This is a genomic window from Aquifex sp. (assembly GCF_056494385.1).
In genome coordinates this window covers 1-10,486 of record NZ_JBSLZM010000057.1, presented here as the reverse complement: position 1 = coordinate 10,486, position 10,486 = coordinate 1, and the positions used below count along the sequence as shown (strand labels likewise).

17 protein-coding genes are annotated in these 10,486 nt (G+C 42.1%); 6 read left to right on the top strand and 11 right to left on the bottom strand.

All coding sequences use genetic code 11. From position 1 onward, the window contains the following. The 6 genes from ACWB1W_RS04545 to ACWB1W_RS04520 all read left to right on the top strand — a co-directional run. Window positions 1–600: hypothetical protein (locus ACWB1W_RS04545; RefSeq protein WP_479370207.1), on the top strand; the 600-nt coding region annotated here is incomplete at its 5' end. Then, window positions 597–1,877 (top strand): type IV secretory system conjugative DNA transfer family protein, encoded by a 1,281-nt coding sequence (locus ACWB1W_RS04540; RefSeq protein ID WP_479370206.1) that lies wholly within the window; start codon window positions 597–599, stop codon window positions 1,875–1,877. The genes ACWB1W_RS04545 and ACWB1W_RS04540, both read left to right, overlap by 4 nt. A 205-nt stretch (window positions 1,878–2,082) precedes the next feature. Next, on the top strand, window positions 2,083–2,466 hold the full coding sequence (locus ACWB1W_RS04535) for a hypothetical protein (protein WP_479370205.1): 384 nt from the start codon (window positions 2,083–2,085) through the stop codon (window positions 2,464–2,466). A gap of 6 nt (window positions 2,467–2,472) precedes the next feature. Further along, a complete protein-coding gene (locus tag ACWB1W_RS04530; protein ID WP_479370204.1) occupies window positions 2,473–3,252 on the top strand; it encodes a DUF5131 family protein in 780 nt (259 codons plus the stop codon). Next, a complete protein-coding gene (locus tag ACWB1W_RS04525) occupies window positions 3,230–3,502 on the top strand; it encodes a hypothetical protein (protein WP_479370203.1) in 273 nt (90 codons plus the stop codon). The genes ACWB1W_RS04530 and ACWB1W_RS04525 overlap by 23 nt, the downstream gene beginning before the upstream one ends. A gap of 241 nt (window positions 3,503–3,743) precedes the next feature. Continuing rightward, window positions 3,744–4,121: a hypothetical protein gene (locus ACWB1W_RS04520; RefSeq protein WP_479370202.1), complete on the top strand. Its 378-nt coding sequence runs from the start codon at window positions 3,744–3,746 to the stop codon at window positions 4,119–4,121. 215 nt (window positions 4,122–4,336) lie between these two features. On the opposite strand, the gene ACWB1W_RS04515 is transcribed toward ACWB1W_RS04520, so the two are convergent. From ACWB1W_RS04515 to ACWB1W_RS04465, 11 genes are all read right to left on the bottom strand, one after another. Beyond that, a complete protein-coding gene (locus tag ACWB1W_RS04515) occupies window positions 4,337–4,927 on the bottom strand; it encodes a hypothetical protein (protein WP_479370201.1) in 591 nt (196 codons plus the stop codon). Further along, window positions 4,911–6,395, bottom strand: a complete 1,485-nt coding sequence (locus ACWB1W_RS04510) for a TraI domain-containing protein (protein WP_479370200.1) — start codon at window positions 6,393–6,395, stop codon at window positions 4,911–4,913. Before ACWB1W_RS04510 ends, ACWB1W_RS04515 begins: the two co-directional genes overlap by 17 nt. Window positions 6,396–6,651: 256 nt before the next feature. Then, window positions 6,652–6,984, bottom strand: coding sequence for a hypothetical protein (locus ACWB1W_RS04505; RefSeq protein ID WP_479370199.1), 333 nt, complete (start codon window positions 6,982–6,984; stop codon window positions 6,652–6,654). Next, entirely contained in the window at window positions 6,981–7,697 is a 717-nt protein-coding gene (locus ACWB1W_RS04500; protein WP_479370198.1) for a PD-(D/E)XK nuclease family protein, read from the bottom strand. Before ACWB1W_RS04500 ends, ACWB1W_RS04505 begins: the two co-directional genes overlap by 4 nt. Window positions 7,698–7,700: 3 nt before the next feature. Next, a complete protein-coding gene (locus ACWB1W_RS04495; protein WP_479370197.1) occupies window positions 7,701–7,958 on the bottom strand; it encodes a hypothetical protein in 258 nt (85 codons plus the stop codon). A gap of 92 nt (window positions 7,959–8,050) precedes the next feature. Further along, window positions 8,051–8,272 (bottom strand): hypothetical protein, encoded by a 222-nt coding sequence (locus ACWB1W_RS04490; protein ID WP_479370196.1) that lies wholly within the window; start codon window positions 8,270–8,272, stop codon window positions 8,051–8,053. Continuing rightward, window positions 8,269–8,682, bottom strand: a complete 414-nt coding sequence (locus ACWB1W_RS04485; RefSeq protein WP_479370195.1) for a hypothetical protein — start codon at window positions 8,680–8,682, stop codon at window positions 8,269–8,271. Before ACWB1W_RS04485 ends, ACWB1W_RS04490 begins: the two co-directional genes overlap by 4 nt. Continuing rightward, window positions 8,672–9,022 carry a hypothetical protein gene (locus ACWB1W_RS04480; RefSeq protein WP_479370194.1) on the bottom strand — a complete coding sequence of 117 codons (351 nt, stop codon included), beginning with the start codon at window positions 9,020–9,022 and terminating at the stop codon, window positions 8,672–8,674. The genes ACWB1W_RS04485 and ACWB1W_RS04480 overlap by 11 nt, the downstream gene beginning before the upstream one ends. Window positions 9,023–9,024: 2 nt before the next feature. Further along, the gene (locus tag ACWB1W_RS04475; protein ID WP_479370193.1) at window positions 9,025–9,642 is read right to left on the bottom strand and encodes a hypothetical protein; all 618 of its coding nucleotides are present in this window, start codon (window positions 9,640–9,642) and stop codon (window positions 9,025–9,027) included. Between the two features lie 121 nt (window positions 9,643–9,763). Then, entirely contained in the window at window positions 9,764–9,994 is a 231-nt protein-coding gene (locus ACWB1W_RS04470) for a hypothetical protein (protein ID WP_479370192.1), read from the bottom strand. Between the two features lie 45 nt (window positions 9,995–10,039). Further along, window positions 10,040–10,486: AAA family ATPase (locus tag ACWB1W_RS04465; RefSeq protein WP_479370191.1), on the bottom strand; the 447-nt coding region annotated here is incomplete at its 5' end.

Genomic DNA, 10,486 nt, shown 5'->3' with positions numbered 1-10,486 from the left:
GCTCTGCTCGGTAGTGCTTTGAAGTATTCTGCATTTCCGGACCTTGTTGCTTATCTTCCATCTTATGGATTTCAGTTTTATCACTTTATATACTTTGCGGTCCTCTTCAATCCGAAGAAAAAGGAAGAGAGCGCCTTGGAGAGTAAGCCGCTGTACTCTTCTAAAATTGTGAGAATTAGCGAGGAGGAATATAGCTCCTTGGTTGATACTCCGGAACCCAACCACGACGACTCCAAAGGCTATATAAAAGTCACACCGTCCCAAGAGAGCGTATCTGTAGAGAATGAGGATGACTCTATCCCGGATAAGCTCAGAGAGTATATCAGGGAGCACATAGATAAGAGTTACGACCTTTTCATTTGGGATAAGTTTGTTTATATACACAAAGGGTTAGTAGAAAAACTCGGTATTACTACTAACGGATTGAAGAGGGTTAGGATAGTTCAAAATGGCGAGGTGAAGGTTGAGGGGGACTATCTGGTTTTACACGCTTCTGAGTTGATTGACAAATCCTTGAGGAAAGCTGTTATGAGGAACAAGATGAGGGACCCTGATAAGAAAAATATGTTTATAAATCTCAAGGTGGAGGTTGTCTCATGAGTGCTCTTGAAATGGAAGTATTTGAGGGGGTTACATATAAACCCAGAACAGGACACGGCATAGTGTTCGGGAACCCCAGAACGGGTAAATCAAAGTGGATAGAGACAAGGGTAGCTAACGATATTCTTGATACTCAACATCCTAAAAACGTGGTACTGGTTGACCCGGGTCCTGACCCTGCTCTCTTTGCACGTGTCGTGTGGGCTACTCGTGAAGCGGTCAGGAGAGGGGCAAGCAAAAAGCTATTTGTTATAGGCGATTTCCCAAAGTCATTGACTATCAAGCCTTTTTACAAGATGTCTCCGGAGGAGATAGCGGACATTATATATGACCTTACACCTGAAAATGAGAAGACCACTTACTTCAGAGATAAAGCTTGGGAGTTTGCATTTATAGTGTCTTCTGCACTTTTGTCTTCGGGCGGGGAAGTTACCTTCTTTGACTTTATCAGGTATGCAAACAAGAGTGAGTTGATGGCTCTTAAAGCAGAGACGCAAAACTACATAAAGGACCCTACCGCTCAGGTGCTGCTTGAACAGTGGGCTACCGCTTCGGAAAAGAGAATAGAGGAAGACCTTTCCGGCATGAAATCTGCTCTTTTGAAGCTGACACAGGGTAAGGCTAAGCAGATATTCAGCGGGACCACTGACCCAATTAGGGAGATTCTCATGGAAAACCCGAAGGACCTTACCTTTACTTTCTACATAGGCTACTCAAAGAAGAGCGAAATAGAGGCTAAGGCGATAGCGAAGATGCTTCTTAGGTCTATAGATAAGGTCATTGCTGACATGTTGGAAAGGTATGAAAAGTTCAACCACCTGCTCTGTGTATGGGTGGATGAGTGCCATAACGCAATCTTTAAAGGTTTTGATGACCAGCTTCTTCTGTATGGTAAGTCCAATACATCCTTCATGCTTGCTACACAGACCTTTGCTAACCTGGACAAGATAGATCCGTCTCTCAATCTCAGAAAGAACCTGCTCTCTGCTACAGGGCTACAGGTGTATTTCAAAATATCTGAATTAACAACACAGCAGTATGTCTCAAGGCTATCTGGAACAAAGGTGCAGTACAGGAAGATGCTTGATGGTGACGAGATCAGAGTAATAGAGGAAGATATGGAGGTGTTCAAGCCGGAAGATATAGGCAAGCTTCGTGTGGGCGAGTTTATAGCCTTTATACACGGACAGCCGTATAAGGCTTTCAACGATACTTCTATGTTCCCCCAGGTGGAAGTATGTTTGCCAGATGGTAGAGTCGTATCAGCTACCCGATAATTTTACCAACTATTGTTTTTTATAATCCTCGTTTTACAATAATATATAAGTGTGCTTATAATTAACTATGATGAGTGTGGATAAATGCAGAAGCACAAAGAGGCAGGATGTGCAGCTTGAGTTAATAGGGATAGGCTTGGTCCTGCTCTTTTTAATGGTGTATGTAATAGTCGCTCACTTATTCCTGATTTAAGGAGGTGGTACTATGGCGTGGAAAAGTGCACTTGAGCAGACCAAGGATGACCGTCCTGAAATCTGGGTGGTCTTCGGGCAAAATAAAGACGGTTATGAGGCTCTCCTTGAGGGAGAGGAGCTCATCGGATACCTTGAGAAGATTGTTGAAAGCACGAGGTACAACAACCCGATAACCTCACTCATCTCCGAAGATGGTTCTCAGAGGTTCCTGATGTTTACTCCACCTAATCTTGAGCGACAGCTGAAAGAGGTTTTAAGTAAGTGCGACGGAAAATCTGTCCTTGTGAAAATTGTGTATCAGGGTAAAAAGCAAGCTAAAGGCAAGGACGGAACACCTATTTCTTACCATTCCTTTGAAGTCTATTATGACGATGAGAAAGTGTTGGATGATTGATATGAAATGTCGGGAATAGAGTGGACCCAAGAAACGTGGAACGTTTTTACAGGTTGCTCTAAGGTTTCCGAAGCATGCAGAAACTGTTATGCGGAGAGGTTTGCAAGGAGACTTCAAAAGAATCCAATATCAGGAAAGAAATACCGCAACGGCTTTAAATTCACCTTCCACCCTGAAGAGCTTTCAAAACCTTACAAATGGAGAACACCGAAAATGATTTTCGTGAACTCTATGTCTGACACTTTCCATGAAGATGCCACTGATGAGATGATAATGGCTGTATGGAAAGTTGTAGAGGACAACCATCACCACATCTTTCAAGTTCTTACCAAGAGACCGCATAGGGCTGTTCAGATGCTTATTAAGGGGGTGATAAAGCCTCTGCCTAATGTGTGGATAGGGGTAACCGTTGAACACAGAAAGTATTACACGAGGCTTTTCTACTTAAGGTACTTCAGGAAATTTCCCGTTCGTTTTGTATCTATAGAACCCATGCTTTCTTCCCTCGGGAAGGAAATAGAAAAGTATCTTGCAGACGGAACACTCAATTGGGTGATAGTGGGAGGAGAAACGGGAAAAGGAGCGAGACCTATGAGGGAAGAATGGGTCTGGGAGATAAAGGAGCTTTGCGAAAGGTATGAGATTCCTTTTTTCTTCAAACAGTGGGGAGGAAAAAGAGGAAAGGGAGGAAGACTGCTCGGAGGGAAGGAATACAGAGAGATGCCCATTGCTTTCCTCTGTCATGATGATAACAGGTTGAAATTTGGAAAAAGGAGTTTATATTAAAATTGGCCAAATAGATGAAAAGGGAGATTATATGTATGCTGTGATAATTACAGGGGAACCAGAATTTGTAAAGGAAGCGGGTGAGGAGCTAAAAAGGAAAGGCTTTCAGCAAATAGCAGAGAATGTGTATATTGCAAACTCTGTGCCTAATTTTGAGCAGATTGTAAGAGGTTTAAAGGATTTATCCTCCTATAAAAAGTATAGGAGCAAAAATTCTGTATATAAGACCACCTCACTTTTAAAAATATAAAAGCAAAAGCATAAAATAGCAGAAAATTGTCGTAACCTTAATCTTCCTTTTACACTCCCAACCAAATCAAAATCCGGAACCTAAATCCGAAACCCGAAATCTTAAACCTAAATCGGTTAGTAGATAAAATCTGAAACCTGCTAACCCAAAACCTGAAAACCGCTGTATATTTAATTACATATTACCTCTCAGTAGGAGGTGAGTGGTCAGGTCTTTAAAAACTCTCAGGAGGTGAGTAGTCATGAAAGAGTATCTCGTTGAGGTCTTCAAGTGTGTGGTCATGCCTCGCAGGGAGCTCGTCTGTGATTTTTGTAATGCTACCCTGCATACTCCCCACGGCGAAGAACCGGAAAGCTTCTTTGCCAAAATATACGATGACGGACAAATATTCCTTGAAGAATACCTGTGCGAAGATTGCAGGGCACGGCTTTTCCCTAAATTCAAGGTGATTAACTTTGAGGATGCGGAGGAAGAAGTCAAAGACGCTATACGCTTAAACTTGGAGCAGACACGTTACGGATACGTGATCGGGGTTTCTTCATGGGAAGAAGCGGAGCTCCTTTTGGAGAACCCGTTTTTAATCAAGTTGTGGGGGGGGAGAGTTTTAGTCAGAGCTTAGAGGTGGGCTGTGCCCACCTTTCTTACTTGCCAGATTTAGTTTTCCCTTGAGATGTAGGTTTTCCGGGGACGGGAACGGATTGAAGAACAGGCTTTGGTGTGGAAGGTTTAGAATTGATACCGCCTTTTTGTAGATACCCTTCCATAAGAGCTTTTTTCCCATTCTCCTTGCTCATAGCAAGTATAAATATAAGGCAGGGGTGTTCCCGGTCAATACTATTGCTTGCCAATTTCACTCGGAATTTCAATGGTGAGGTCATAACGGTTCCTTGATATGTATAAGAACTCTGCGGAATAGAGCTTATTTCCATCTTCTCCCGAAAACACATCTACTTCTCCAAGGAGGAGCTCCCTTTCCTTGTCTGTTTCTGAATATGCCTGTATGTATCCAAAGTATACAAGGTTAGCTTTAAAGTCTCTGACTATAACCCACTGATTTGGGAATACTTCTCTGTTAGCTATTTCCCATACATCTTCTCCACCATACCTGGTAGATATGTTTAAAGCCATACCCAGTCTATTTATGCACCGCTTATGTGTTATAAGTGCGCTGATAAAGCCAACGGGAACGGAAAGGACGGAAGCTATGAGTACATCCCTTATGTTAGCACTACCCATAATTAATGGAAAGTTTTCTGTCCATATTGTAGAGGGAAGGTAACATATAGCTGCAAAAGTAAATACACGAGCGAGGGCTTGCCAGGTTTTTTCTTGATAGGTTGGTATTAACCTACCGTATATGAAGTTAGCCAGTAGTCCCGGAAGTAACAGGAAAAGCAGTTTTACTGTGCTAACGTCCAAGTTCATTTAAGGGTATTTTAAGCACCTTCTTGTTAAGTTTCAATGCCGGAGAGTAAACCTTTTCAGCTGTAAAGCCTGTTCGCTCGGATATGTCTTTGAGGCTCGTATAATCAAGCCCTTTTGAATTCAGCAACTTTATTGCTTCGCTCTTTAGGAGTATCCACTCCCTATCCTTTTTATCTTTATACCTTAGAACAGGACTATCAGGGTCTCTGAGCCTGTCTTTGTGCTCTTCAACCAGCTCTCTGACAGCCTCCAGAAACTTGTCCCGTTCGCTTTTCAAGACTGCGGGCATATATTTGGGGACATGGTAAACGGTAGGGACCCGTATAGGAAACTTGTTAAGGTCAAAAAGCACCGCGGGAAACTTTCCTATTCCTTCAATGCTAAAAGATACGAAAGGATTGTTGTTTATAGGTTTGATATATCCTTCATTCACAAGCCAGCTGAGTATTTCTCCTTTTGGGACCTTGCACAGCTCCTTCTTAAGGAAGTTATATACCCGGTCAAATATAAGCATATTCACAAGTAGTTCGTTCTCTTTCGGGTTATAGATGACCTTAAAATACTTTTCCGCATTCCACTCGTGCTGTATGCTCTCAAGTTCCTTTTTGAGCTGAGATAAGAACTCCCTGATGCATTCAATTCGTTTCTGTTCTATATCCGCCTTCGTATCTTTTGCATCCAAGGATCTTAGAATCTTTAAAAGAGGCTCAGGGTCAAGGTTTGCATACTCGGTGTGCTGGAGGGTAATAGCGTACGCTATGCGAGATAGTATATGAGGGGGGAGCTCTATGTTTAGCCTTCCGAGCATAACAGCTGCAATAGAGTTCTGGAGCTTAAAGGGGACATCCTGATATATTTTCCCTGCATCGTGAAAAAGACCGAGGACCACAGCAACCTTTTCGGCGGTTCTCTTATCTATCTCTAATAGCTCGGCTATTCTTTTATTCTCTTTATAGAGCCTGTAAGCGACAGATACGCTGTGTCTGAAAAGTCCAAAAGCCTCAGCATGATGATAGTTCCTTGAAGCAGGCAGATCCTTAAAAATCTTAAGTGCTTGAATAAATAGTTCTTTATGCTTTTTAATCATATCCTTAAACTCGTTGTAGCTGTCCCCGAGAGCCTCTTTAAGTTCATATTCTCTATTTTTAGAGAGCATAGAAGAGGCGGTGCTCCTTGTCGGGATGAAAAGCTCGGCTTGCCTCATATTACTGCCTCCTTTTACCATGGAATAAGTCTGGCGCAGGATAATAAGGAGCAAGAACACCACGAACACTGATAATATGTAAAAGAGAACAGGATCTATCAGGAGTATGATGAGTCGTAGGTCAGTCTTAACCGCCTGCCATAAAATCTTAAAGACCTGTTCGTGAATCTCCTTATATCTGTTGAACGAGAGCACATAGTATGCGGTTGTGAGAACCAGGGCAATAACGAAAAGCCCCCCGTAGGGTCCGAAGTAGTTCCTCATCCTACCTTCTATTTTAATCTCATTTATAAATGATGGCAGTTTTAAAGGTTGAAAGGTTAAATGTAAAAATGTTGAAATGTGTTAGTAGATATATAGGAAATTCTACTAACAAAGGAAGGTTAAAGGTAATTCCCTGGACATTCCTGAATAATTCCCTGTATTGGTACACAAGGGCTTGATGAATGTCGGACTGATGGCAGGGAAAAAGGTGTAAAGGTAAATCTAAAACTAAAAGTAGGGAGAATGGGAGAGACCATCACCACTCGCCTCCTTCGTACTCGGAGAAGTCAAGTGCTTTGTAGGCTTTTTGTAGATACTTGTAGGCTTTCATGTACTTGAGGAAAACGTTGAGGTAGTGAGCGGTATGTGGGCTGTCTTCATAGAGCATATAGGTTTCCCTTTTCTTGCGATCCCCTTCTTCCTTGATTCCTATCAAAGCTATCTTTCCCTTCAGTCTCGTGTAATAGACGGAGCTGTATATATCCCATATGCGGTGCTCTATCCCAAGGGGTTCTGAAAGGTCATCCAAAATGCGTTCTAAATCCTCAAGAGCGGTTCCTATGTGTTTTTGAGGCATGGGGGCTTTCATCTCTTGTACCTCCTACACACATTCACATAGGAACAATATCTACATTCCCAGGGAAAGCGAGGCTCTTTGACTTTGAGGAAGTTATTTATGAGTTCCTTGAGTTCGTATTCCTGTATTGCCGTATTTACGGGAAGCTGTATATACGCTTTTTTCATTCTTTTGGAGCCGTTAACTCTTTGAAGGGTAGTTTTAATAATTAGGTAATGTTCAACGGGTTTATCGGTAGTCCTCTCAAGTATAAATCTCTGTATCTTAGCCTGAGTTATGTAGTGAGTCGGAACGTCAAGGGATATGGGGAGTTCGGAAGCATCTATAATGTCAAGGTCATCAAGTTCTATACCTTCGGGAAGTTCAAGGATTTTCATAAATTTGGTGTGTTTAAACTCAAGCCCTATAACCCTGTTCTCTTCCTCTATGTACCCATCAAGGTGTCCCTCTATCGTAAATCCGTCAAGTTCGTAGATAAGCTCCTTCTCTTCTACGAACCTTTCTCCATATAGATCTTTCAGTATCCTCTTCATAGCAAGTTCAAAGATAAAGCCGTCGTCTATCTCAGCGTTTTGAAGCTTTATGTCTGGATATGCCTGCTTGTATTCCCACTTGAGAGGGCAGTAAAGCAGGGAGGTGATACCCACCCCCCTGCCATAACTAAGCTCTCCTCTCTCTTCTTCTATCCTTCTTCTTAGCTCGTTTACAAGCGTTTTGATAATCATGTCTTACCTCCTTAATGAAATGATTAGACATCCGACTTCCTCTTTGCTTTCTTTCAGGAACCTTTCCACTTGCAAAAGGAATTTGTCCGCTTCCTCTCCTGAGAGCACCACTGTATCAACCGTTCTGTCAGGGTAGGAAATGTGGATTTCCACGCTATCTTTAGAGGCAAGTATTTGGATCCCATCTGGCGGCATAGGAACCGACTCGGGTTCATGACCACCCATCTGAAGTGCCCAATCACAGTGTTTCATCCAGCCCATGACTACTCACCTCCTTAATAGTTTCATGTATAAATATACATGAAAAGAGGGAAATTGTCAAGCCATAATTGCGACTTGCTATAATTACATGTTTACGGTCTGCGGGTGGGCCAGAGTATCCAGAACATGAATAGTGATGGGAGCAGAAGAGCAAAAACTCTGTAAAAGTAAGGTGCATCGTCAATGTAGAGGTTCATATAGAATCCTAACATTATAAGAGTGATAGCAATAGCAATAATGCCTATAACTGCAAGCAGTAAAAGGACACCATAAAATGCGACAGTTATACTCACTCCTATAATCTTTCCAATCATACTTTTAATTTATTTATAATTGCAACTATTTTCAAGACCCCGAATACTTCAAGAGCTCTTCCCAAGCATTTTAAGGATTTTAAGGCTCTTTGCTTCCCATCCCTGAATCTGATTACAATTAAATTAATTTTGTAGCCCCTGTTAGTAGTTCTCGTCATGTATACTGCTACCATATCATTTAGTATCTTTTTGAGTATTTCATAGGCTGGGGGTTTCTCTTTGCCGGATGTATGCATCAGAATTTCCACTGCGTCATTGCGGAGGGAATGTATATCAATTGATTCTAAAACGGCTACTTCAAGACACCTACGTTGATGCTCCGTAGCTTCTAAAAACAATTTGCCTATATTTTTGTAATCCTTGTTTTTATATAATCTTTTAAACTCCTTCTCTATGGCTTTACAGCTCATTGTCCTCTGCCTCCGCTATTTCCTTTAACTCCTGTACTACCTTCATCAGTTGCTCTTTTAAGCTGCTATCAAGCTGTAAATGTTTCAGCAATTTTGCTTGGTAGTATATGTTATCAAGTATCTTGAGAGCTATGCCTCTATCCTTATTTTTCATCACTTTCCTGATAGCACTTTCAAGGCGTCTTGGCACATGTTTAGTTTTCTTCTTCCCTCCTAACAAGTACTCGCATCGCAGGTATTTATGAACCTTGTTCCCTTTCGGCACTGTGTATTCGTAAACTGATATGACCTGAGCCTCGGGCGGGAGGCTCAGGATTTCTTTAACTGCTCCCTGCCACATGACTATTGACCTCTCTTCATTTTTCTGAGAGTTTCAATAGCTTGCTTTGCCTCGCTGTATGACAGCTCTCCAGCATTTTCCTTGTTTATTCCTATATCCTTGAGGGTTTTACCTGTCTGTTTTAGAAGGTCTTTAACATAGGCTATTTGTCTGTCTGTAGCTGGTGCTTCATTTTTGGATGCTTGAGGAAATATTCTGAGTATGGTCTGATTTATAAAATCTTCCCCAACAAGCCTCTCCATAGCTCTCTTCATAGCCCTCGTGAGAGCTGTCCTCCCGAGGATATTTTTCTTACCCTTTTCGTCAGCGTAAGCGTCTCCCACATCAGATACTTCAATTACGACCTTGCCTTCGGGAGCTTTTGGGTGCGGTATTTCCACTATTATCCTGAATTCTATGACCACCATATCTCTGCTTGCGTGTAGAACTTCAGATCTCTCTCTTACGCTTCCTCCCAAAGCTGTTATGGAGCTTCTTATCTCCTTGTATAGCTCCAGAGCCAGCGAACGAGAAATCTCATAAGTATCACCTATCTTGACCACTGCATTCTTTTTTTCCTCAATTATTCTGCTGAGAGCTTCTGTGTTGAACGCATTTGCAAGAGTTATTGCCTTTCCCATGACCACTCACCTCCTTAATAGTTTCATGTATAAATATACATGAAAAGAGGGAAATTGTCAAGCCATAATTACGGCTTTGCTTTCTTTCGCGAGTTAAGTAAGCTTACTAAATAAACTAAGCTTACTCAGTACCTTCCTTTAAAATATCCAGGATAACATCCTTAAGGGGTCTTCCCTCTCTGACAGCCCTCATCTTTAATTTCATCCATAAGTCGTAAGGTAGCTCTATTAAGAACTTCTTTACTTTGGGCACCTCCTGGACACTTTCCTCCTTTATTGCCGGCTTTTCTTCAACCTTTGCGGTCTTTATGAATTCCTCCACATCTTTAACGGGCTTCCTCGGAATCGCCATAGTTATACCCTCCATAACATAGCTTAGTTTACTTACTAATCTAAGTTAACTAACTAAACTTAGCAACTTTCCCTTGATTTCTTCGTAGAGGGCTTCCATTTCGCTCTTTGCCTTCGGGTCACCCATTTCAAGGACTCCCTTGCCTTCCTTGACCGAGTTCCTGAAAGCAACTCTCGAAAATAGCCTTGTCTTCAGCACTTCAACCTCATATTGTTGTGCCAACTCCCGAAGGCTTTCTTCCGCCTCTTTAACTATATTTGCTCTGATAACTTGATTAATGAGCAGATATGCGGGAATATCTGCGAAAGCCCTCGCGTCTTTGAGGACCTTAAGGGTGTCTTCAGTTGCCCATATATCGTAGACGCTGGGGAGTGTGGGTATCAGTAATATTCCGCGGGAAGCAGCCATGATGGCACTTCTGAAGACAGAACTGTCCCTCCCTCCTGCATCCACTATAACCACGTCAAAGTTTTCAAATCCCGCGATGTCTTT

What these genes read in the sequence shown, in the direction of transcription:
- ACWB1W_RS04540 (WP_479370206.1), top strand. Translation starts at nt 597, where the DNA reads ATGAGTGCTCTTGAAATGGAAGTATTTGAGGGGGTTACATATAAACCC.
- ACWB1W_RS04535 (WP_479370205.1), top strand. Translation starts at nt 2,083, where the DNA reads ATGGCGTGGAAAAGTGCACTTGAGCAGACCAAGGATGACCGTCCTGAA.
- ACWB1W_RS04530 (WP_479370204.1), top strand. Translation starts at nt 2,473, where the DNA reads ATGTCGGGAATAGAGTGGACCCAAGAAACGTGGAACGTTTTTACAGGT.
- ACWB1W_RS04520 (WP_479370202.1), top strand. Translation starts at nt 3,744, where the DNA reads ATGAAAGAGTATCTCGTTGAGGTCTTCAAGTGTGTGGTCATGCCTCGC.
- ACWB1W_RS04515 (WP_479370201.1), bottom strand. Translation starts at nt 4,927, where the DNA reads ATGAACTTGGACGTTAGCACAGTAAAACTGCTTTTCCTGTTACTTCCG.
- ACWB1W_RS04510 (WP_479370200.1), bottom strand. Translation starts at nt 6,395, where the DNA reads ATGAGGAACTACTTCGGACCCTACGGGGGGCTTTTCGTTATTGCCCTG.
- ACWB1W_RS04505 (WP_479370199.1), bottom strand. Translation starts at nt 6,984, where the DNA reads ATGAAAGCCCCCATGCCTCAAAAACACATAGGAACCGCTCTTGAGGAT.
- ACWB1W_RS04500 (WP_479370198.1), bottom strand. Translation starts at nt 7,697, where the DNA reads ATGATTATCAAAACGCTTGTAAACGAGCTAAGAAGAAGGATAGAAGAA.
- ACWB1W_RS04495 (WP_479370197.1), bottom strand. Translation starts at nt 7,958, where the DNA reads ATGGGCTGGATGAAACACTGTGATTGGGCACTTCAGATGGGTGGTCAT.
- ACWB1W_RS04490 (WP_479370196.1), bottom strand. Translation starts at nt 8,272, where the DNA reads ATGATTGGAAAGATTATAGGAGTGAGTATAACTGTCGCATTTTATGGT.
- ACWB1W_RS04485 (WP_479370195.1), bottom strand. Translation starts at nt 8,682, where the DNA reads ATGAGCTGTAAAGCCATAGAGAAGGAGTTTAAAAGATTATATAAAAAC.
- ACWB1W_RS04480 (WP_479370194.1), bottom strand. Translation starts at nt 9,022, where the DNA reads ATGTGGCAGGGAGCAGTTAAAGAAATCCTGAGCCTCCCGCCCGAGGCT.
- ACWB1W_RS04475 (WP_479370193.1), bottom strand. Translation starts at nt 9,642, where the DNA reads ATGGGAAAGGCAATAACTCTTGCAAATGCGTTCAACACAGAAGCTCTC.
- ACWB1W_RS04470 (WP_479370192.1), bottom strand. Translation starts at nt 9,994, where the DNA reads ATGGCGATTCCGAGGAAGCCCGTTAAAGATGTGGAGGAATTCATAAAG.